The organism is Blautia sp. AF19-13LB, assembly GCF_003479105.1.
GTDB classification, from domain to species: domain Bacteria; phylum Bacillota; class Clostridia; order Lachnospirales; family Lachnospiraceae; genus Fusicatenibacter; species Fusicatenibacter saccharivorans.
The window spans coordinates 68579-90586 of record NZ_QUGO01000009.1 but is presented as its reverse complement, the minus strand read 5'-3'; the positions used below and the strand labels follow the sequence as shown (position 1 = coordinate 90586).

Annotated in this window: 16 protein-coding genes and 1 other annotated feature; of the genes, 3 read left to right on the top strand and 13 right to left on the bottom strand. The window is 48.5% G+C overall.

All coding sequences use genetic code 11. The annotated features are described in order from the left end of the window. Positions 1-79 precede the first annotated feature (79 nt). The 8 genes from DWX32_RS10955 to DWX32_RS10920 all read right to left on the bottom strand — a co-directional run bounded on the left by DWX32_RS10955 (position 80) and on the right by DWX32_RS10920 (position 9596). Positions 80-1753 (bottom strand): alpha-glucosidase, encoded by a 1674-nt coding sequence (locus DWX32_RS10955; RefSeq protein ID WP_118660024.1) that lies wholly within the window; start codon positions 1751-1753, stop codon positions 80-82. A 149-nt stretch (positions 1754-1902) separates the two neighbouring features. After that, a complete protein-coding gene (locus tag DWX32_RS10950; protein WP_158579577.1) occupies positions 1903-3597 on the bottom strand; it encodes a CocE/NonD family hydrolase in 1695 nt (564 codons plus the stop codon). A 4-nt stretch (positions 3598-3601) separates the two neighbouring features. Continuing rightward, positions 3602-3901 (bottom strand): AtuA-related protein, encoded by a 300-nt coding sequence (locus DWX32_RS10945; protein WP_022462826.1) that lies wholly within the window; start codon positions 3899-3901, stop codon positions 3602-3604. Between the two features lie 133 nt (positions 3902-4034). Further along, entirely contained in the window at positions 4035-5387 is a 1353-nt protein-coding gene (locus tag DWX32_RS10940) for an acyclic terpene utilization AtuA family protein (RefSeq protein WP_118660020.1), read from the bottom strand. A gap of 195 nt (positions 5388-5582) precedes the next feature. Next, positions 5583-6065 carry a helix-turn-helix domain-containing protein gene (locus DWX32_RS10935; RefSeq protein WP_158579576.1) on the bottom strand — a complete coding sequence of 161 codons (483 nt, stop codon included), beginning with the start codon at positions 6063-6065 and terminating at the stop codon, positions 5583-5585. 270 nt (positions 6066-6335) lie between these two features. Next, positions 6336-6710, bottom strand: a complete 375-nt coding sequence (gene rplL, locus DWX32_RS10930; RefSeq protein WP_022462823.1) for a 50S ribosomal protein L7/L12 — start codon at positions 6708-6710, stop codon at positions 6336-6338. A gap of 71 nt (positions 6711-6781) precedes the next feature. Next, positions 6782-7291, bottom strand: coding sequence for a 50S ribosomal protein L10 (rplJ, locus tag DWX32_RS10925; RefSeq protein ID WP_055227784.1), 510 nt, complete (start codon positions 7289-7291; stop codon positions 6782-6784). Between the two features lie 37 nt (positions 7292-7328). Next, positions 7329-7473 (bottom strand) — a sequence feature (ribosomal protein L10 leader region). Between the two features lie 566 nt (positions 7474-8039). Continuing rightward, positions 8040-9596, bottom strand: coding sequence for a DUF5605 domain-containing protein (locus tag DWX32_RS10920; RefSeq protein WP_118601089.1), 1557 nt, complete (start codon positions 9594-9596; stop codon positions 8040-8042). A 298-nt stretch (positions 9597-9894) separates the two neighbouring features. On the opposite strand from DWX32_RS10920, the gene DWX32_RS10915 reads away from it, so the two are divergent. Both DWX32_RS10915 and DWX32_RS10910 read left to right on the top strand, forming a co-directional pair. Then, positions 9895-11610: a sensor histidine kinase gene (locus tag DWX32_RS10915; RefSeq protein ID WP_055266927.1), complete on the top strand. Its 1716-nt coding sequence runs from the start codon at positions 9895-9897 to the stop codon at positions 11608-11610. A 35-nt stretch (positions 11611-11645) separates the two neighbouring features. Then, positions 11646-13226: a response regulator transcription factor gene (locus DWX32_RS10910; RefSeq protein WP_158579575.1), complete on the top strand. Its 1581-nt coding sequence runs from the start codon at positions 11646-11648 to the stop codon at positions 13224-13226. Positions 13227-13289: 63 nt separating this feature from the next. On the opposite strand, the gene DWX32_RS10905 is transcribed toward DWX32_RS10910, so the two are convergent. The 5 genes from DWX32_RS10905 to DWX32_RS10885 form a co-directional block, all read right to left on the bottom strand. Continuing rightward, the gene (locus DWX32_RS10905) at positions 13290-14189 is read right to left on the bottom strand and encodes a carbohydrate ABC transporter permease (RefSeq protein WP_055266923.1); all 900 of its coding nucleotides are present in this window, start codon (positions 14187-14189) and stop codon (positions 13290-13292) included. Between the two features lie 10 nt (positions 14190-14199). Continuing rightward, positions 14200-15138 carry an ABC transporter permease gene (locus DWX32_RS10900; protein WP_117510352.1) on the bottom strand — a complete coding sequence of 313 codons (939 nt, stop codon included), beginning with the start codon at positions 15136-15138 and terminating at the stop codon, positions 14200-14202. Between the two features lie 138 nt (positions 15139-15276). Beyond that, a complete protein-coding gene (locus tag DWX32_RS10895) occupies positions 15277-16827 on the bottom strand; it encodes an ABC transporter substrate-binding protein (RefSeq protein WP_158579574.1) in 1551 nt (516 codons plus the stop codon). Between the two features lie 175 nt (positions 16828-17002). Beyond that, positions 17003-18616: an apiosidase-like domain-containing protein gene (locus tag DWX32_RS10890; RefSeq protein WP_118601092.1), complete on the bottom strand. Its 1614-nt coding sequence runs from the start codon at positions 18614-18616 to the stop codon at positions 17003-17005. A gap of 97 nt (positions 18617-18713) precedes the next feature. Beyond that, positions 18714-20177 carry an alpha/beta hydrolase domain-containing protein gene (locus tag DWX32_RS10885; RefSeq protein ID WP_118601093.1) on the bottom strand — a complete coding sequence of 488 codons (1464 nt, stop codon included), beginning with the start codon at positions 20175-20177 and terminating at the stop codon, positions 18714-18716. Positions 20178-20717: 540 nt separating this feature from the next. Here DWX32_RS10885 and DWX32_RS10875 point away from each other — a divergent pair. Then, the gene (locus DWX32_RS10875; RefSeq protein WP_118601095.1) at positions 20718-21989 is read left to right on the top strand and encodes a prolyl oligopeptidase family serine peptidase; all 1272 of its coding nucleotides are present in this window, start codon (positions 20718-20720) and stop codon (positions 21987-21989) included. Positions 21990-22008 lie beyond the last annotated feature (19 nt).

The following is a 22008-nucleotide window of genomic DNA, read 5'->3' as shown; positions in this document are numbered from 1 at the left end:
GTACCACAAAAAAGATCCCACAAAAAGATCTTCTCCTTTTGTGGGACCGATTTTTCGGTTTTTGTTTTAGTTTTTGCAATTATTCCTTCACCTTCAGCACCAGACACTGATACGGCTGCAGACGGATCGTTTCCTCGCCTGCCTCGCAGGTGTCATAGTTATTCAGAAGTACTTCTTCGATTGTATCTGTAAATGGCAATGTAATGCCATCCGCAAGAGAAGTAGTAAGGATCAGAACATTATTCTTCTCATCCTTCCTGCGGTACGCCAGAACGCCGCTTACCGTCTCGTATTCCGGAATCAGCGTTCCGTAGAGGAAGGTTTCTTCCAGATCTTCACGTCGTCTTACTGCCACCATTTTGCGGTAGAACCACAGCAGGGAATCAGGATCTTTTTCCTCGGCCTCATAGTTCAGTTCCGTATAGTTTTTATTCACCGGGAACCACGGCGTACCTGTTGTGAATCCCGCCTCGGCAGATGCATCCCACTGCATCGGAGTTCTGCTGTGCTCGCGACTCTCGCAGTTGATCTGCTCGAGCGCTTCCGCATCCGTTTTTCCTTCGGCAATCAGGCGGTCGTAAATAGCAAAGGTCGGTTTATCAACGAATCCCTGAATGGACTGTTTCGGGTCGTCGCGCATGCCGATTTCCTGTCCCTGATACAGGAACACAATACCCGGCAGGAAGAAATTAGTGACCGGAAGCATTTTTTCGCTGTAGAGGTTCTGATCCTCCGGCATCAGGAACCGGTCGATGCTGCGCGGTTTGTCATGATTTTCAAGGAAATTACAGAGCATGCCGCGGCCATCCACGATTTTCTGTGCCGCAAAAAGCTGATCGCGATAATCGTCAAACAGCGCCACGGTATTGCCCCATTTCGGATTACGCACATTGTCGAGGGTGTGACAAAAATCGAAAACGGACGAGAAACTGCCGTTTTCCCCAATCACATCCTCCACATCCTCCGGTCCCATGTGATCGTACTCTCCGATCGTCAGCGCATCGGTCGGCGCAAAGGTGCGCTCCTTCATTTCACACAAGATATCGGCAAGACCGTCTACATTGTTGAAATACTCGAACGCCATATTGTACTCGTCCGGTCCATCCGGCGGAAGGTTGGTGTACTGATAATTCTTTTTCAGATGGCTGATCGCATCAAGACGGAATCCGCCAAGTCCCAGATCCATCCATTTTAAAATCATCTCATAAATTTCTTCCCGCAATTTGGGATTCTCCCAATTGAGATCCGGCTGCTCTTTTGTGAAGATGTGGAGGTAATACAGTTTATCATATCCCGGTACTTTCTCCCACGCGCTGCCGCCAAAAATCGACCGCCAGTTGTTCGGCTCTTTGCCGTCTTTTCCTTCCCGGAACACATAATACTTTCCGTACTTTCCAAACGGATCTTTGAGTGCCGCCTGAAACCACGCATGCCGGTCAGAGGAATGATTCACGACAAGGTCCATCAGAATGCGGATGCCGCGTTTTTTTGCCTCCGCAATCAGCTCCTTCATGTCCTCCATCGTTCCAAACGACGGGTCGATATCCATGTAATCGGAAATATCGTATCCGTTATCCACCATCGGGGATGCAAACACCGGACAGAGCCAGATGACATTGGCTCCCAGTTTTTCTATTTTGTCAAGATGACGGATCACGCCTTTCAGATCTCCTATGCCGTCTCCATTGGTATCCTGAAAACTCTTCGGGTAAATCTGATATCCGACCGTTTTGTGCCACCACTTTTTCTCCATTACTCTTCTCCTGTTCATTTTGTTTTTATAATGCGGGCCGTTCTTTAGGTTTACCGCAAAACCTATAGTGTTTCCACTATATCACAAAAGAATGGATTATGCTACTTTTTCTTTTTGATTTTTCCCGATGTCCGCTTTACCGTTACGGTTCACTGTTTTTTCATCAGCGGCAAAATCACGCAGGAAGCAGCTTTTCTGCCCATATGAATGGTCTGATGTGCAATTTTATTTTCCGTTTTTTCCGACCACAGCCCTTTCTGATTGCTGTGGACATGGTACTGCGGGAAGTCGGAGGAGGAAACATCTACACGAATGCAGGAACCCTTTGGAATCGTGTATACAATATTCCACATAGTAATCTGTACCTCTGCCACGCTGCCCGCCTCATAGGCTCCGGCCTCCGTTTTTCCCTGCTCCAATGTTGCAATCGAGGAACGAATGTTGTACGCTTTTCCTTCCGGCGTTACCTCCATGATTTTAGCGGTAAATGCCGTATCCTCGCAATCACTTTCCACGAACAGACGGACGGAAGCTTTTCCGTTCAGCGTGAAAGTTTCTTCCAGCGGTTCTGATACAAAACTCAGGACATCCTCACGATAGTCCGGTTCCGGCTGGAGATGACTGCCGATCTGCGGCATCGTATGCAGAAGGGCTTCTCCGCCGATGCTCTCGACGGGAGTGGCCGGGTCAAACGTGTAGTTTCTCGTTTTTTCCTGTTCCGGCGTGTCTGTCCGCAGTGTTTTCTCATCCAGATACAGCGTCATGCTTCCCGCAGTTCCTTTTTCTCCCAGTCTGTCGGACACGATGTCAATCCACCGGTCTGCGCCGATCTCATAGGCACGGATCCGCTGCGTCGGAATTTCTTTTTGTTTCAGCGTCAGCTCAAACCATTCCAGCATCTTTGGAATTTCTTCATTCTGCGGGTGCAGCACCTCTTTGCCCTCGAGGCAGATCTGGAAAAAGTGGTTCCAGGCGCCGATTTCGAGCCAGCTGTGCTGTTTCGTCTCCTCATTCAGCCGCTCCCACGTTTTCATACTGCTGCCGTGGTGATGATCGTACCAGCCGCTTAAAAGATAAATCGGAACCTTCGTTTTTGATGGAATTTCCCGCAACTGTTTCCACCAGCTCGTCTGCCAGAGTGCCGCATCCGGGCTCGGGCTTGTGATGTATTCGCGGTAGGCCGGAACACGCTGTCCCCACAGCGCCTCGTCCACTTCAATCTGCGGCAGATAACGGCAGCTTTCGCGATAGTCAGCATTCACTGGTTTTTCCGCATTTTCCATCGACCATGCGGTCAGGATATCGTGGCGGAAGCAGCCCTTCTCGTAGGCTGATACAAAACGATCCGTTCCATAGTCCTCCAGAAACATTGCGGCAACTTTCCCCTCCGCGGCATCAGCGAACGCCCAGCCGGTCATGCTTGTGTAGGAATGGCCCCAGTAGCCTAAGATTTCGCACCATGGCTGCTCCACAAGGTAATCCATGGTGTCAATGCCATCGTTCCGCTCATTGATGTTTGGCTCCCATTTTCCTTCCGACTGCTCTCTGCCGCGGCAATACTGGTAGACATACACATAACCTCTGCGCGCCAGTCCCTCACCGTAGGCACGGTGAATACGGTCGTTTCCCGGATAGCAGGTACGAGTCAGGATGACGGGATATTTCTTGTTTTCTCCTGATCCGCCTTCCCTTGGAAAATAATAGATTGTATGCAGCTTCACACCATCGCGCATCTCGATCTGGCTGTCTTTTCTTTCAAATGCTGCACAGCTTTCGGAAACGCCGCTTTTCGCAAACTGTTCCTCCACGTGTTTCACCACTGCCGCCATAAAATCTTCTGCCATTGCCCTAAACCTCCATTTCCAGCAGTGCCATACCGAGTGTCTTTCCATGTTTATCCAACGCCAGCGATCTTGTGACACCGCCGCCGAGTGTCTTGTCGAGGACAAAGTTCAGCGCATGGATTCCGTCCAGTTCGTAGCGGGTTACTTTTCCGTGACAGATTTCGCGGAAGTATTCTGCTACGCGTGCTTCTGTTACTTTTTCTTTCAGCATTTCATAATTGTTCTCATCATATGGGATCACCGAAATATTGGAGATCTCGCCTTTGTCACCCGTTCTTGCATGTGCAATTTCTTTTAATTTCATACTTCTTCCTTTCCTGTCCTTCGTTACTGTCTGTCGATTGCGGAAAATGGTTTTCCAGACACGTTCCGGCAATCTCTTCGTTTTATAACAATCCCAGCTCTTCTCCTGCTGACCGTAAGATCAGAGGCATCGATCAAACTTCAAAATACCGAATCTTCTGTGTTACGTCATCCCGCGGTACAAAAATTGAGCAGACCGAGACAACCTCGGACACCCGTTTCACAGCTCCGCCTCCTCCTGCCGGACCGTTGGTGTAGAGAGCTTCGACTTCATTTGCCAGCAGAACGGCATTTTTCCGGTCTTTCGTTCTGCCTGCGGCGCGGAGACGCACTTCACACGGAGTTCCACTTCCGATCTCCTTGGAAATTGTATCACGATACAGGGAATTGCATCCGATAAAATCAGTACGGTACTCTTCCAGTTCGATGCCTGTCAGTGCAATCCGCTTCTCCAGAATCTCCGCCGCCAGCTCCGCCCGTGCCATACAGTTGCTTCCGCCGTAGGAAATTTCACCCTCACCGATGAAGCAGTCCTTGTAGCCGACACTCACTTTCAAAGTTTCCGGTCTTCCATGCGTTGTCGCATGCTCGGCGCGAACCTGGTTTTCCCCGACCTGCCGGAACGTCACCTTTGAAAAGTCCGCTGTTGCATCCGGGGTCAGGTAAGCCTCTGGGTTGTGGATTTCGTAGATCATCTGCTCTTTACAGGTATCCACGCTCACCAGTCCGCCACTTCCCTCGACCTTTGTCACGGTAAATGCGCCTGTCTCGTCAATCTCAAGGAGCGGGAATCCAAGTTTCCACAGATCCGGCACATCCTTGTAGCCCGGATCCGCAAAATAGCCGCCTGTCACCTGTCCGGCACACTCCAGCAGATGGCCTGCGAGAACCGCCTGTCCCATCTGATCCGGGTTGTCGTCAATGTTCCACCCAAATTCATATACCAGCGGTCCGATCGTCAGTGCAGGATCGGAAACGCGACCGGTAATGACAAGATTGGCGCCCTCTTTCAACGCTTTTGTGATGCCTTCTGCGCCCATATAGACATTTGCGGAAATCAGAACATCTTTTTTCTCTTTTAACAGCGTGCCATCCTCCAGCACCTTCTCATTTTCATATTTGTCCAGCTCTTCTGTAATATCATCGCCGGTCACACAGGCAATTTTCAATCCTCCGACACCCAGTTTTCTGGCAATTTCACACGTCCGTTCGGCAGCAGATACCGGGTTGGCAGCTCCCATATTGGTAATGACTTTTACTTTGTTTTTCGCCATCAGCGGGAGAATTTTTTCCATTCGGTAGTCGAGCAGCTGGTTATATCCCTTCGACGGATCTTTCTCTTTGTCCTGCTGTCCGATCGCAACGGTGCGCTCCGCCAGACACTCGAAAATAATGTAGTCCAGATTTCCTTTTTCCATCAGCTCCACTGCCGGCTCAATGCGGTCTCCCGCATAGCCTGCGCCGCTTCCGATTCTGATTTTTTTCATGTTCTATGGCCTCGCTTTCTTTGATCTGAGATCATTGTAATGCGATATCCGGGCAGATACTACAAAAGGGATCGTAATTTCTAAAATTTTAGAAATCATGATCCCTCTTTTATGTGAGTTCTGTTACAGCAAAGACAGAAAATACCACAAAGCTCCAAAGCTGCAGAAATTCCGGCATTTCATTCTCCTTCTGTCTTATTCTTTGATTTTATTGTATAACGTTGCCAGCGAAATTCCGAGTTCCTTTGCCGCTTTTTGCTTCCCTTCCATATCCCGTCCGTACAGCAACAACGTATTTTTGATCTCCTGCCGTTCAAAGCGGCGCACCCGCTCTTCCAGCGTCATGTGAGCCTCTGATTCCCGTTTTTCAAACTGTACGAGACTCGTCACAATTGAGATGCTTCCGCGGATATGATGCTCTTCCCATATCGGATAAACACTTGCAAAGTATTCCTGTGTTCCCTCTCTCCGCACCATTCCCTCGACCGGGATGCCGCTCCAAATGACTTCCGGAGCAATGGCAGATTTGCGGTACTCCGTGATTTTATGACCTTTCGCGATTTCAAGCGGAACGCCGATGAAATCGCTGTAGACTTGATTAAAGAACACAATCCTGCTGTGCTGATCGCAGATCAGGATTCCCTGCTGTAGAGATTCCAGAACGGAATGTACCTGCATTTTTCGTTCCTCCCGTTTTCTCTTTCTGTACTCTCGGAGTCTTTCTGTCATGGGGATATTTAGCCCTTATACTCCTCCGTAAATGTCTTGTATAAATAGATCACATTCTCAATTTTATCTCCACGGTCGCAATTACATTTTGATACCACATGGCATCACCATACCTTCCGGCAATTTTTAACTTTATTGCCACAAAGTATGGACTCAGTCCAAAAAAACGCACGGCAGGAAATCCCGCCGTGCGTCCATAGATTCTGATTTACGCTTAAATTATTTAAGAGTAACTTTAGCGCCTTCAGCCTCAAGTTTAGTTTTGAGCTCTTCAGCTTCTGCTTTGGAAGCACCCTCTTTGAGGACTTTCGGAGCACCGTCAACTACTTCTTTAGCTTCTTTCAGGCCAAGTCCTGTAGCTTCACGTACAACTTTGATAACTTTAACTTTGTTCGGGCCAACCTCTGTCAGCTCTACGTCGAACTCGTCTTTCTCCTCAGCTGCTGCTGCATCGCCTGCTGCTGCTGCAACTACAACGCCTGCTGCTGCGGATACGCCGAACTCTTCCTCACATGCTTTTACAAGATCGTTTAACTCTAATACAGATAACTCTTTGATAGCGTCAATAAACTCTGCGGTTGTTAACTTTGCCATTTTATTTTCCTCCTTGGATATTTTCTGAATAATGTTCTCAGGCTGCGTATTTCACGCTGCCCGCTTGAGGCTTAGGCCTCTGCTGCGCCGCCTTTGGACTCTGCGATCTGGTTGAGGACGCGAGCCAGGTTTGCGATCGGGGACTGGATGCTTCCAAGCAGTTTGCCAAGAAGTTCTTCTCTTGACGGAACGTTTGCCAGTGCTTCCATTCCAGCTTTGTCGTAGTAGTTTCCTTCTACAACACCAGAAACCATCTCCAGCTTCGGAGCGGTTTTTGCAAATTTAGCGATGATTCTTGCCGGAGCTGTTGCATCGTCCTTGCTGATTGCGATAGCGTTTGTGCCATCCAGGTCTTTGGTAAGAGACTCGAAAGCAGTACCAGCGAATGCACGTTTCATCATTGTATTTTTGTATACTTTGTAATGAACGCCTGCTTCTCTTAACTCTTTACGCAGCTGAGTATCCTGAGCAACGGTTAATCCGCTGTAGTTTACCAGCAGCACGCACTGTGCGCCTTCTACCTGTGCGCTGATCTCTTCCAGGACCGGCTTCTTCAGATCGATTTTTGCATTGATTGCCATGATTGCACCTCCTTGTAGTATTTCGTACCTACGCTTTGGAAGTATAAAAAAAGCTCTTCGCGAAGATTGGCGAAGAGATCTCAAAATTCCATAACATGAACCTTGTGTAACTTCTCCTCGGCAGGCGTTTGAAACTTACGCCTTGCGGCACCTGCTGTCTTCGGCGTGATACAGATGGTATATTATCATATGTGATGAGGGTTGTCAAGATCAAAATAAACTTTTTTCATATTTGTGCAACTTCATCGTTACTGTTCACTCAGCAGTGAAACACCTGCTGTTTCGCTGCGTAAGAAAGTGATTCAGGAGTGAGCAGCCCTCCTTTTGCGAAGCAAAACTTTAAATGAGGGCTGCGAATGTTACAGTTCGCAGGGAATCTGTGAACTGTAACACTTCATCAAAATATACGTTCTGTTTTTTCAAACCGTTTCTACACATATCATGTTATACTTATTTTGTTGTCTCACCTACACCAAGGCAACTTGGAAAGGAGGTGACGTTGTTGGAGCCTATTACTTCGCTTATTGTTTCCGTTATGGCAGGTGTGATTTGCCACCTCATCTGCAAATGGTTGGACGAAAACGATTAGAAGGACAACCAGCCCAAAAGTTTAAGCCGCTTTACGGAATAGAAAAACCCGGAGACTGCCATCTCCGGGGTTTTCGTTGTTGAAACCTTTTAGCTTCGCTTTGCCTACGGCAAGTATATCATATGCAGAACCGAATTTCAAGATTCCTCTCCCACATTTTTATTTCACTTTCACCAGTCGCACAGCCATATACGGTCTTGACGGCATGTCGATCGTGAATTCTTCGCTGTGGCGGCCTGCCGGGGTGATGGTCATGTTCCAGGTGTCGATGACTTCCACATCAAACTCCTGGCCTTCCGGCATGTGGAACGGGCGACGGCATGGGCGGTTGGCTCCGAAATAGTACATGATACAGTCTTTTCTCGGATGGCTTGCGCCGTTCGTGCAGCAAGTCTCATCAAAGAATGCCGGAAGCGGCTCCATATAGCCTCCGTTTTCTTCCATAATGTCCAGCAGGAACTGAATACGCGCCGGGCTGCCGCCCCTCAGCTCTCCGCCGTGTGACCACCAGATCACACCGTTTTCATTTTCATACGTCTCGCCGTGCTGGCCATATCCACCTCTGGTATATGCCTCCCAGAACCGGCGTGTCATCTCCTCGCCGCTGATATTTCCCCAGCCGAACGGAAGATTTCCTTCATATGCAATCTCATCGAGTACGCACGGTTTTCCATACTGCGGGCGCCAGATTTCCACATTTTCTGCGGTACGGTACAGATCGATTCTCTGCAGACTGCAGTGCGTGATCCATCCCCTGGAATGATCGTACATGGTCATACAGTTGTGAATGGAGCGCAGATGGCGGTACGGATCCTGACGGCAGACGGTTTCTGCATTGGACTCCCACTCGGATACTGGTTTCCAGCGGAACAGGTCAAATTCATTTGCCATAGCCCACCATACATTGTGGTATGCGCTGAAACGGTTAACAACGTATCTTAAATAAAAGTTCTGCTGCTCCAGATTCATGCGTGAATAGCCCCAGCGGTCGTACGGATGGAACAAAATCAGATCAGCCTGGATTCCCATGGTGCCAAGGCGTACGATCGTATTTTCTATGTGTTCAAAATAAGAAGGATTTGGACGGGTATAATCCCATACTTCATCCGGGTTTTCGATCATGGCATCAATGCCGCCGAACATATTGCGCGGCGCTTTTTCCAGCTTCTCTGTCTCAAAGTCAGACGGAGACCACGGAGAATTTTCACGAATTTCAAACGGATACTGTGCCGGCTCTTTTAAATTGTAGACATAGTGCTTCGGGAAAACGCAGAAGCGGATCTTATTAAACGGAGAAGCAGCAAGGCTTTCATACGTTTTCTCCTGAGTCTCCTTACTCTGCAGCTCCCACACATAGCAGGTCGTACCGCACGGGTAGTATTCCTTTCCGTCATCGTAAGCAAAATGATAGGTGTTTGCTACCCGGACCGGACCGTGGCAGTTTTCATCGGCTGCGCTGACCTCCACCGTCACCTTTGCCTCATCGCCCCAGCTTGTTACTGCGGTAATCTCATACGTTCCTTCGCAGGATGGCATAAAGCGCAGTTTGTATACGCCGTTTCCATCATAAAAGCCCTCGGCACGCTTTTCCTCTGCCTGGCCTGCCATCGTTCCTTTCACCCACTGCTCCGCAAACGGATTTCCCTCGGACGGTCCCCGGAAAACCAGTTCTGCAATTCCATATCGTTTTACATATTCGGTATAAGACTGTAACATACGTTCCACCTTTCTAAAATAAGTATTGCTTCGTATCGCGATAATTTAATTTTACTAAATGTATTTTGAATAGTCAATCTTTTTAAATTAAACTTTTAAACAATAATTCAGTTGTTTTTTTATCACTTTTGCCGATATCTATTTCTTTTTTCCTTGTATTTATTGACGTTTTTTCACTTTTATTGTAAACTTTCCCATAGAGTCTGCCGGACCTTTTGCTGAACAGTTCCGGCATTTTCTTTTTATCTGGCTCAAAATTCAGCATATATCTAACATGTACAGGAGAGGAGATGGTCCTTTGAAAAAACGCTTTTCCAAAATTTCCATACACTCACTTGGTTTTCGTATTTTTGTTCTGCTTGCAGTCATGATCGTCCTTTTTTGCGCGCTTGTCGCGTACAACAACACAGCCGCTTTCGGTCTGATGCTTGAGCGGATCCATGAGAACTCGGAAAATACACTGGTTCTGTACCAGAAAAGCCTGGATGAAAATCTTTCCCGCACGGAAACCTACCTCTATGTTTTCGCATTAAATGATGCCGATCTTCTTTCCCTCCGCGCAGCAGAACCACAGACAACCAACTGGTATATCACATTAAACCGAATCAAAAAAAGCTTTGAAAACGCAACGCCAAACTATACCGTAGACGGCTTTTTCTGCTATCAGGAAGCCACAGATGCCCTGGTCCTCTATGACCAGACCACCAACCCGACACCGTTCCTCTGGAACTATATCCGTGAAATCGCCAAAACAGAGGATCCGTCCTCTGTATGGAATCTCAACGAAATCAACGGGAAATATTACCTTGTCCGTATTCTGAACCTGAACGGATATCTGCTCGGCGCGTACATTTCCACGGATACACTCCTTGGCACTCTGGTCGATACAAAAACGCAGGACAGTCTTCTGTATTTTTCCGATGGTCCCCTTCTTCTGCGCACCCCGTCAAACGATGTCCGCCTGGAGGCTCCCCGCTTGAAATGGCGACGATATCCTTCCTACGACATTGATGGAACCTCCTGGATGGCTGTTTCACATGAACTGAACGAAACACCGCTGTCGCTGACCCTGCTTTTAAAGGCTTCGGAATACACCAAATATCAGAGCAGCTTTTATCTTCTCGCCCTGATCGTTTCGCTCGGTCTGTTCGTAATCTGGCTGCTCCTGTCTGCTTCCCTGCACCGCTGGGTTCTTCACCCGGTTCACATGCTGACGCATGCGCTGGAACAGCTCCGCGGCGGTGATCTCAAGGTGCGGATTCCGGATGACGCTATGCTCGACGAATTCCGGAAAATGACGACCGCTTTCAACGATATGGTCGAAGAGATCGATGATCTGAAAATCGCGAATTACGAAAAACAGCTCGCCCGTCAGAAGCTGGAAGCGCTTTACCTGAAGCAGCAGATCACGCCGCATTTTATGATCAACTGCCTGAACACCATTTATCAGCTGACTGAAAATAACCATGCGGACCTGGCACGGCAGATGCTTCAGAACCTGAGTGTACATCTGCGCTATACGCTTTCCTCCGGCCAGACCGTCTCGCTTTTAGAAGAGCTAAACCTTGTAAAAAACTACGTGGAGCTTTCCTCCATCCGCTATCCCGGCGCGCTGCGCCTGCTCCCTTCCTGCGAAGAATCGCTGCAAAATGCAACGGTTGTGCCGCTTATACTCCTGAACTTTGTGGAAAACACGATCAAATATGAGGTCGTTATGGGGAAAGTGCTGGACATGCATATCGATATCACCGCGCAGGAAGAAAATCAGTGTACCCGTCTTCATATCTGTATCTGGGATACCGGATGCGGTTTTTCCGAGGATATACTTGCCGTGCTGCAAAAGCTTGATACCTATGTAAACTCCGAGCAGGAACACATCGGCATCACAAACGTGGTGCTCCGCCTCCGCCAGATTTTTCCCGACGCAGCTTTTGCTTTTGGCAACCGCCCCGGCGCAGGCGCTCAGATTACCATTGATTTTCCTTACGTTCCCTTTTTCCGCATCGACGGATAACCGGAACAGCTAAAAATATGTTTTGGGAGGTTATTATGAACCTGTTAATTGTAGACGATGAATATTATACCGTCGAAAGCATTTCCAACAAAATCCGCACACTACGCCCGGACTTTTTTGAGATTTTCTGTGCCTACAATCTGACACAGGCATTGGAAGCCTTTTCCGCGCATCCGATTGATCTGATGATTTGTGATATCGAGATGCCCGGCGGTTCCGGCCTCGAACTGCTGGACCAGATCCGCCAGGCACACTACGAAACCGTCTGCATTTTTCTGACCGCCTATGCAAAATTTGAATATATTTCCCGCGCTATGAAGCTTTCCAGCAGTGACTATCTGTTGAAGCCGCTGGACGACCATGCTCTTCTGGAAGCTCTTGACAAAGCCTGTGCGCAATGTGAAAAGCAGCAGAAGGACCACGTCAACACCCTTCATGCCAATTACTGGAAGGAAAGTGAGCTCCCGCTTGCGGAACAGTTTTTCCTCGACCTGTTAAATGGCAGTATTTCCTCTGCTCCTCCCGAAGTGATGGATGAAATCCGCTATCGCCGTCTGGATGTCAAACTGATTCATCAGCCCTTCTGCCCGCTTCTGATCCAGACCGGACAGACGAACTCCTTTTCTCCGACCGACAACCGTACCCTGTATGAATTTGCCTTAAAAAATATTGCCCGGGAATATTTTTTTGAACCCGGCGAGCTGCCGCTGACGATCCGTGTGCTTGATGGTTTTTATCTTCTGCTTCTCCCGGCCTCCACACACTCTCGGGACGCCGTGATTGGCCGATGCCGTCAGGCCCTGACCGACTTTGTGACACATTTTCCGTTCTCGATCAACTTTTTCGTTGATCAGAAGGTCTGTCTCCCGGAAGACCTGCGAAAAGCTTTTCTTTCCATGAAAGCCTTCGCCGGAAAGAACGTCACCTACGAAAATCACGTTTTCGATCTTGCCGCTGAAACCGAAGCTCCTGTTCAGACGCCTTTTCAGCCGATTCCATCTGACCGCTGGTCCGATCTTCTCACATCCGTAAAAACGGAACAGCTTCAGATTGAGGTTTTCGCTTTCTTAAATCAGACGAAAAGCTCCGGCACTGCTACACGGGAATTTCTGACCGGCTTTTACTATCAGTTCCTGCAGCTGCTGTTCCGCCAGATGGATCATCCGGGCAGCGAAGACGAAGCCTTCCGCCGCCAGATTACCGTTGCTTCCCCGGAGCAGACCTTCTCCTCGTTTGGTGCTTTACGAGAATGGATTTCCAACAGTCTTCTGCTGTTCATACAAAGCCGTCAGGCAGCCGCTTCCCAGGACACGGCTGTTGCCACCGTGAAAGCATATATCGAATCGCACCTCTCCGACGAGCTGGATCGCGATACGCTTGCAGCCATGGTATACCTGAACGCCGATTATCTGTCCCATCTCTTCAAAAAAGACACGGGAAGTTCTCTCATCAACTACGTCATCGATCGCCGGATTGCGCGCTCCAAGGAGCTTCTCGCAAAGGGCGAAATGAGCATCCGCGACATTGCCATCACCTGCGGCTTCCAGAATATTTCGTACTTCTCCCGCCAGTTTAAAAAATCGACGGGCATGACACCACGGCAGTTTAGAAATTAAAAAAATCCGGCCTTCCTTTTGCATATCGGAAAGCCGGATTTTTTGGATTCACTTACTTTTTTATCAGCCCTTCACGCCGCCAAGGGTAATACCTTTTACAAAGTTTTTCTGGATGAACGGATAAATGATCATGATCGGCAGAATACCAAGTGCTGCCATCGCCATACGAACCGTTCCGGATGGGATCTGGGAGAGGCCTTCGCCTGCCTGCGCCATGTTGTTGGCGTTCTGCGTCAGCGCCTGAATATTCTGCATCAGACGGTTCAGCAGGTTCTGGATACTGTAGAGATCCGTTCTCTTTGTCAGATAGATATAACCATTGTTCCAGTCATTCCAGTAAGCGATACCGGAGAACATGGCAACGGTGGTAATAATCGGTTTGGACAGCGGAATGGCGATCTTCCACATAGTCTGGAATTCGTTTGCACCGTCAATATAGGCAGCCTCAAGAATTTCATCCGGCACACCGGTGACAAAGTAGCTCTTCATCAGGAGAACGTTGAATGCGCTCATCATCAGAGACGGAACCAGTAGCCCGAAGAACGTATCTTTCACATGGAATACGGTCGTGTAATTGATATAAGTCGGTACAAGGCCTCCATTAAACAGCATGGTAAAGAATACCAGGAAGGTCAGGACATTTCGTCCCGGCAGACCCTTTTTCGAAAGGCCGTAGGCCAGACAGGTTGTCAGTGCAAGGCTGCATACAACGCCGGTTGCGGTCAGGATAAAGGACATTCCATAGGCTTTGATTACCATGGAACTGCTGGATGTGAATACCCACTCATAAGCGTAGGTACTCCACTTTTCCGGCAGGAAAGAGTAGCCATTCTGTAGCAGGGTTGCATTGTCAGTCAATGAGGAAATGAACATCAGCAGAATCGGAATGATCGCGAGCAGTGTCAGGATTGTCATGATCAGATGGCCGAAAAAGCTATAAATTTTATCTTCTCTTGTTTTCATACCGTTCCTCCTAGATCAGCGCGCTGTCGCGGTCAATTTTACGTACCAGCAGGTTGGCGCCAAGCACCAGAATAAATCCTACGATCGACTGGTAAACACCGGCTGCGGCAGACATCGAAACATTGCCCATCTGAAGCAGTCCGCGGTATACGTAGGTATCAATTGTGTTTGTTGTGGAATACAAAGCTCCCTGGTTCATCGGCACCTGATAAAAGAGACCGAAGTCAGAGTAGAAAATTCTTCCGATTGCCATCATGGTCAGCATGATAATGGTCGGACGCAAAAGCGGCAGGGTGATATATTTGATCTGCTGCCATCTCGTTGCACCATCGATCTTGGCTGACTCATAGAAGGATTTATCAAATCCCATCAGTGTTGCCAGATACACAATACAGTTGTAGCCAACCGACTTCCATGCACTGACAAAAACCAGGATAAACGGCCAGTATTTCGGTTCCGAATACCAGGAAACCGGATCTTTTCCCAGCGCCTTTAAAATCGTGTTGTTAATGAATCCGTTTTCTACACTGAAGAATGCAAAAACAAGATATCCGATGATAACGGTGGAGAGGAGGTTCGGAAGAAGGATTGCACTCTGGTAAACTTTCTTCCGTTTTCCTTCCAGTTCACTCAAGACAATAGCTACTGCGATTGCCAGTGTTGTGTTGATTACGATAAATGCCACATTGTAGAGAATGGTATTTCGTGTAATAACAAAGGCATCGCTTGTCGTAAACAGATATTCAAAGTTTTTCAGTCCTACCCATGGACTTCCGTAGATGCCTTTTCCGGCATTGTACTGTTTGAATGCAATCACAAGACCCGGCAGAGGCATGTAATTGTTGATAAACAGATAAATGAGACCCGGCAGCATCAGAATATAGATCGGCAGAAAACGTACAAATGTTTTTCGTCTTTTCTGGCTCTTCTGACTTTTCACTCTTGCCATGTTTTTCCTTCTCCTTTTTTTTCTTATCCGCAGCCGGTCCCAAAGCGTTCCGGTTTTGACAGATTTTTCTCTTCTTACAACCTGCGCCGTCCTGTTTTTGGGACGGCGCAGTCATTTTTTGATCTAAATTCTTAAACTTTATTTGTTTGCTTCCTGCCACGCTGCAAGCTGTGCCTTTTTCTCGTCGATAATCTTCTGAAGGCCTGCAGTCATCATCTTATCGTTCATCTCAGCAATTCCGGTCTCCGGGTCTACAAAGCCGTACTCTACGCTGGTCTGATACTCGTTGTATACGTTCTGTACTGCTGTGAGCTCGTTTGCCACATTTGTGCTGTCAAAGGAGAAACCGCTTGCTTTGGAAACCTTTGCATTGGTGTTAAACTCTTTCATCTCTGTCCACAGATCCGGATCATTTCCTTCCCATACATGGGTCAGGAACTGGTTCGGCATCATCCATCCCATGGAATGATTCCATCCGGAGTTGGATGCATCTACACCGTCTGCATAAGTAGCAAGTCCGTCATCGCCAATTTTATAATGTGTTCCCTCGATGCCCCATGCCAGAAGGTTTGCGATATCGGCATTTGTGTAGCACTCATTCAGGAATTTCATGGCTGCTTCTTTATGCTGTGCAGAGATCGGAATGGTCCAAGGCATACTAGCCACAGATGTGGAACTGATATAGTCATCCAGTGTCTGGAAGATGGTCATATCGCGACCGGTCAGTGTAGTCTCCTGCGCTTTGATGCCAGGCTTTCCGCCTGTGGTATAGCTCATCAGAGTTCCGGCTTTTACAAGCTCTCCGACTGCTGTTGTATCGGTCGATGCATCGGCACTGATATAGCCTTTCTGATTGTAGTCATACAGTCTTGCACAATAATCCTTGTAGAAATCGCTCTCAAAGAGATTTACAACATCAAGGTTCTGGCCATAGTCAAGCAGAACACCGAACACATTTCCTCCAAGGGAGTCTACGTTAGAGAACTGCGACATAGAACCTGTTGTCGGACGATAAACCTCTTTGTCCGGATACTTCTCATGCAGCTGTGCATAAATGTCATTTAATTCATCCAGACTGATTTTTACGATCTCATCGTCTGTGTTTGCTTCGTAGCCAATACCATCGAGATACTCGGTTGCGATCGCTGCGCATCCACGTCCCTGTGCAATGTCCCGGTTGCTTGGAAGACCATAGAGAACTCCGTTCACACGGCAGGCATCAATGTTATCCTGTCCAACTGCTTCTGCGATGTCCGGTCCATACGTTGCAAGAAGATCGTTCTCTTCCAGATCGGAAAGATATCCCTGCTGAATTCCGGTCTGATATGGGAATCCTACACAAACAAGCACGTCGACTTCCTCGTTTGCGGAAAGCGCCAGCGTCGTGTTCTGGTTAAAGGAACCGTAATCAGTAATGGAAAGCTCAATTTCAACACCAATCTTATCTCTTGTGATATCATTGATGGCTTCCTGTACTTTCTCCGTGTCTGCCGGAGCACCCGTCCAGGTCGGGAAGCTTACGATGATTTTTTCCACTTCTCCGCTTCCGTTCTCTGCTGTACTGGATGCGGTACTCTTATCCTTAGAATCTGTCTTTCCGGAATCTGAACTTCCGCCGCTGCTTCCGCATGCAGCCATGGAGCATGCCATAATGGATGCCATGAAAATCGCTGCTACTTTCTTTTTCATTCTTTCGTCCTCGCTTTTTATCTTTTTGTCTTGCTGCTTTATTTCGTTTCTGAGTTTCGGCCGTGACTCATTTGATGATCTTATTATATCTGCTTTCTTACCTCCAAAAAAGAACAATCCTGCGATGAATTTGCACTTTTCTGCGGTTTCTTTCCGCATTTTGTATAGTTTATGATCACTTTTCAGTTTTTTCTATGCATTCTGCTATCAGCATCCAGTCTCCCGCCGCCGGTTTCTTTGGCATAATGCACGACTTTCCACGCACTTCCACCTGGATTTCTGCTTTTTCTGTCTGTCCCGTTCTCGGATCAAACCAAGAAATTGCATAGATTCCGTCGCAAAGGCCTGCGAGCGGTGTACTCGTGCCATCCATCTCTCCGTAATAAATCAGTGCTCTTGTTTTATCCCGGCTGATCGTGGCAATCGCAAGCTTATTGACAAACGGGCTGATACTCTCCTCTGCTTCTGCCGGATCGTAAGGCACCATCTCCTCAAAATGATGTTCCTCATAGAAACGTTTCAGATATCCCATCTGTGCGCCTCCGGGGCCGTCAATGGCTTTCGCCCAGATGATGCCAAATTTGTTGAATGCATTAAAATCCGGGTTGATGTCACTTACCTCCCAGATATTATCCCAGATTCCCTGCGCACCGTACGTATAGCCGCAGCCGCCGGTCTGGACTGCCATATATGCCACGCGGCGCAGCATTGCATCGGTGCAGAGCCGGGTTCCGTTTTCTTCCAGTGTGGAACAGTATTCATACAGAGACTCTCCTTCAATGAACGGTTTTGTTCCGTGTTCCTTCCAATAGGTACGGTACCAGGACGGATTGATCGGAAAATCGCCGTGTCCGGCCTGATTCAGCACAAAATCAAACCACGATTCGTCATAATAGTAATCTGCAAACGGACGCTCATTCGTATAATGTGCGGTCTGCAGTGTTCCATATCCGTCCATTTTTTCCACATACTTTGCGACCTCGCGCCAGCCTTTGATGGCTGTTTCCCGCGGCTTTCCCGGGAAGTAGCCTGCCACTTCGCCTGCCAGCGTCCACACAACCGGAAGGGCACCATAGCGGGCAATGATATAGCGCGCCAGATGTTTCTGGTGCTCCACACCCTGCTCGATCGAGCCGGACCAGGCAAAACCGAGCGCGTTGATAAAGCCGAGGTCAGCGAGATACTGCATGCGGCGGTCGAGTTCGTTCTGGTAAAATGCCACATCCGGCACATCATCTGCGGCATCCGTTTTCCAGTAACGGCTCTTGTGCTCCTTCCAGCTGTCGCTTCGAAGGTTTGTCTGATAAACGTTATAACCCTGTTCCTTCCTGCGGTCCGCCATGCCGCGGAACATGCTCGTCATCTGTGGATGGTTCGACTCGTCCCACCGCTCACCAAAGGCAAATGCCCAGTGCGTATCGCCGAGCCAGAAAAACGGTGTTCCGTCTGCATACGTCAGATATCTTCCTGATGGATGCACTTTCAGAAATCCGTGCTGATAGATAGCAAGATTTCCTTCGTATGGAATACATTCGATCGTTCCCTGCACTCCGGAAAGTCCCGTCTCCTCCGGTGCTTCCAACCTATAACTCCACATTCCGGTTTCGGTCGGCGCAAAGGCAATCCGATAGGTATTTCCGCCGTCCCAGTATGCTTCTCTTCTGATCCTTCTTCCCGACGGTCCCGTAAAAACACTCCAGATGGAAACATCGAGGAATGGATTGTTGTATGTTTTCTTGCTCTCAAATGATAAAATAATTTGTCGCCACTGTTCTGCTTTCATCCCCATTTTATTTTCTCCTTTATCTGCGCAGAGCGCGCCCGGTTTTTTTCGGGCACGCTCCTCGAATCTGATTTTACTGTAACTGTTTATTGTTTATTGTTTTTTATTCCAGTCCGCGTTTCTTTGCAAGCTGCACGGCAATCTCAACCAGCTCCGCCGCATCCTCGCGGCAGACAAAGCCTTTCGTTACCTGCTCTTTCGTGTTTTTCTCCGCCATTTCCCGGTAATGTGCCAATGTTCCGTACAGCTCTTTTATCATTTCTTTCGAAAACGCCTGCTGATAACCGAACAATCCTTCCTTTTCCGATTCCGGATCCAGGAAATTCTGGCCTTTTTCAATGTCGCTGGTATTGCTGTATCTTCCGGTTGGATAGTCAAGGAGGCAGGTACGCAGTCCACCGATCGTATTTCCGAACGCATCCTTTTTGTTTTCTCCGTCGCTGTCAATCGCAATCCGGTCACAGTGCGCCGGAGCTGCGCCTGTCCGTACCCAGGTAAAGAGATTCCGAAATGCTGCCGCAAAAAGAATCTGGGACGGATAGTCGTTTCCTTCCTCATTTTTTCCCATATAGAATGGCAGATGGTTGATCCGCACCAGATCCGGATCGTTCTGATAGTAGTCCACATAGCTATAGGAAGTGTCATGGCTTGCACCCGTCACATCATACTGGCGGAACAGGAACTCCGGATCATCGCTGTCCTGCTGGGCAATGCGCCATGCTTCCATTCTTCCGTTTTCACTCTCCGTCTGCACAGCGATAAACGGCTCGCGCGCCTTTTCCACACGTGTCAGACTGTAATGGTACGGAGCCATGGTTTCATACTGGTTGACCGGAATACCAAGGGAATGGACTCCTCCTCCGGAAAGGTAGCCATCAAATACACACGCACCGCGTGCCACCTCCGGACGATACGCAAAGCTGTTCAGATAGCGGAACAGATACGAACCCGACTGTGACCAGCCCGTCAAATAGACGTATTCTCTCTTATATTCCCGAATCGGATTCTGCTCCTCATCGCCGCGCAGCAGCCACGCCAGGTCTGTCAGCATGTCCCAGAAAAGACCCGTTTCGTAATCATGATTCAGATCGCCGAGTCCGCCTGTGACCTGCAGTCGCTCCGAGAACGGCACATCCGGCGTCGGGTTGGCCCAGGAAAGACGGCCGTAACGCTTTTCATCAAACTCTACCATTTTAGCGATGGTATTCGGTTTGCTTGTGATTCCCAAATAGATATCGCCGTCCCGTACAAATTTCTTCCAGCCGAGAATCCACATGCGGTCAATCTCCATAAAACTCGTTGGGTTGATGATCTCCACTACAACGTTTCCGCTGCATTTTGCAGTGTCCTGCGGCGCGCGGACGATGATGCGGTTTGTGTATGGTGCATCTGCAGTGCGCACACAGACGCCGCCGCGCTCGTCGGCTGTCTCGTAGACATTTGCCGTTCCATACATATAATATTCCTTCTCCACATAGCCGCGCTCCGACAGCTTCAGGTAACGCTCCGCACTGGCAAACGGATAGCTTTCTTTCGTTACCGGAATCTCCTCTAGTCTTGTAATCATCTCATAAAACCTCCCTTTTTCCTTGTATGATTTTATTATTCCATACGGCTCCAATACGAAAAACAACGATTCTGCTGTTTTTTGACACTTTTCTGCTGTTTCTGTTTCGATCAGACTTTTTCCGTTCCGGAAACAAAAACGCAGAAAAAGCGTTACAGTTCACTGGTGCCCGGCGAACTGTAACATTCGCAGCCCTCATTTAAAGTTTTGCTTCGCAAATGGAGGACTGCTCACGCCTGAATCACTTTCTTACGCAGCGAAACAGCAAGTGTTTCACTGCTGAGTAAGCAGCAACGAAAAAGCATCTCCGTGCAAATTTATCTCTGATTTGTACTTTTTCTTTCGGAATGTCTGTAGTAGACTGGTATTGTAGGGCAGAAAAAATCTATCATTCCCAATACCGTCTTTTCTGCCCATGCAAACAACTGTACTCTCAAGCTTTTTCTGTACCTGATTTTGTGAGATGATTTTTGTCAGTCGCAAAAGCAAATGCAGAAAGACTCTGAGCGTACATTCCGTACAAAAGGAGGGTTTTTACAAATGAACGGAACTTATTATACCATTACCGAAGTTTTTGATTTCGGTCCGCATATTTCGAAAATAATTCTGGATTATGGCAAAAGCATGACGGGTGCGGCCCCATCTCCGGAGCAGTTTACGGTACACGTTACCCGTACATCCACCGAGGGTGAGAACTTTGTCTGGCCGAATTTCATGGGTGACAAACCGGATGATTCCATGGACGGCACACGCCGCGTTTCGAACGTTTACGTTTCTGACAAAACCGGTGCACCGTGCGAGGACGGTACCTGTCTGACGCTGGAGCTGCCGTGTTTCATCATGGAAGGAATCGGCTCCATCATCAAATTCAACGGTAATTTTAATGTATTTGTCAATGTTGCTTACGATGTAACACAAGTCTCTGAAATTGCAACAGACGATGATGCCATTTCTCCGCAGACGTTCGACGTAGACGGCGGAAACCGCGTCATCTACGGTGAATGGCTCAAAGAAGACCGCTACGAGGATCCGCAGATTCCGCTCTCTTACGTTTACTACGAGCCGGAAATGGATGCGGATGAGAAAATCCCGCTGATCATCTGGCTGCACGGCGCAGGTGAGGGCGGACAGGAACCGCCGATTGCAGCAATCGGAAATAAAGTTGTAAACCTGATTTCCCCAAAGGTTCAGAAAATTTTCGGCGGCAAGACCTACCTGCTCGCTCCACAGGCTCCAACCATGTGGATGGATGACGGAACCGGCGAATATACCAAAGACGGTTCTTCCAAATATACCGAAGTTCTCGATGCCCTGATCGGTGCTTTCGTGGATGCCCATCCGCAGATTGACCGCTCCCGCATCTACATCGGCGGCTGCTCCAACGGTGGCTTTATGACCATGAAACAGATCATTTTCAACCCGTCCCGCTACGCTGCCGCATATCCGGTCTGCGAGGCTCTGGCGGATGCATTTATCTCCGATGAAGATATTCTGAAGCTCAAAGATCTGCCGATCTGGTTTACACACGCAAAAACCGACCCCGTTGTCGTTCCGGATGATTTTGTCGTTCCAACCTATGAGCGTCTGGCAAAGGTCAACCCGAATGCACACTTCACCTACTGGGACAAGGTACTCGATCACACCGGAACACAGAAAAATGCGGATGGCACCCCATTCGAATACATCGGCCACTGGTCCTGGATCCCGATGCTGAACGATGAGTGTGTCCTCGATTATGACGGCAAACCGGTTATGACGGACGGAAAAGAGACTCCGATTCTGGAGTGGATGGCTGCACAGAAAAAAGCATAACACAGCACTTGCCGGATTC

Excerpts from the sequence above, each read along its gene's own strand:
- DWX32_RS10955 (WP_118660024.1), bottom strand. The coding sequence starts at position 1,753 with ATGGAGAAAAAGTGGTGGCACAAAACGGTCGGATATCAGATTTACCCG.
- DWX32_RS10950 (WP_158579577.1), bottom strand. The coding sequence starts at position 3,597 with ATGGCAGAAGATTTTATGGCGGCAGTGGTGAAACACGTGGAGGAACAG.
- DWX32_RS10945 (WP_022462826.1), bottom strand. The coding sequence starts at position 3,901 with ATGAAATTAAAAGAAATTGCACATGCAAGAACGGGTGACAAAGGCGAG.
- DWX32_RS10940 (WP_118660020.1), bottom strand. The coding sequence starts at position 5,387 with ATGAAAAAAATCAGAATCGGAAGCGGCGCAGGCTATGCGGGAGACCGC.
- DWX32_RS10935 (WP_158579576.1), bottom strand. The coding sequence starts at position 6,065 with ATGCAGGTACATTCCGTTCTGGAATCTCTACAGCAGGGAATCCTGATC.
- rplL (WP_022462823.1), bottom strand. The coding sequence starts at position 6,710 with ATGGCAAAGTTAACAACCGCAGAGTTTATTGACGCTATCAAAGAGTTA.
- rplJ (WP_055227784.1), bottom strand. The coding sequence starts at position 7,291 with ATGGCAATCAATGCAAAAATCGATCTGAAGAAGCCGGTCCTGGAAGAG.
- DWX32_RS10920 (WP_118601089.1), bottom strand. The coding sequence starts at position 9,596 with ATGTTACAGTCTTATACCGAATATGTAAAACGATATGGAATTGCAGAA.
- DWX32_RS10910 (WP_158579575.1), top strand. The coding sequence starts at position 11,646 with ATGAACCTGTTAATTGTAGACGATGAATATTATACCGTCGAAAGCATT.
- DWX32_RS10905 (WP_055266923.1), bottom strand. The coding sequence starts at position 14,189 with ATGAAAACAAGAGAAGATAAAATTTATAGCTTTTTCGGCCATCTGATC.
- DWX32_RS10900 (WP_117510352.1), bottom strand. The coding sequence starts at position 15,138 with ATGGCAAGAGTGAAAAGTCAGAAGAGCCAGAAAAGACGAAAAACATTT.
- DWX32_RS10895 (WP_158579574.1), bottom strand. The coding sequence starts at position 16,827 with ATGAAAAAGAAAGTAGCAGCGATTTTCATGGCATCCATTATGGCATGC.
- DWX32_RS10890 (WP_118601092.1), bottom strand. The coding sequence starts at position 18,616 with ATGGGGATGAAAGCAGAACAGTGGCGACAAATTATTTTATCATTTGAG.
- DWX32_RS10885 (WP_118601093.1), bottom strand. The coding sequence starts at position 20,177 with ATGATTACAAGACTAGAGGAGATTCCGGTAACGAAAGAAAGCTATCCG.
- DWX32_RS10875 (WP_118601095.1), top strand. The coding sequence starts at position 20,718 with ATGAACGGAACTTATTATACCATTACCGAAGTTTTTGATTTCGGTCCG.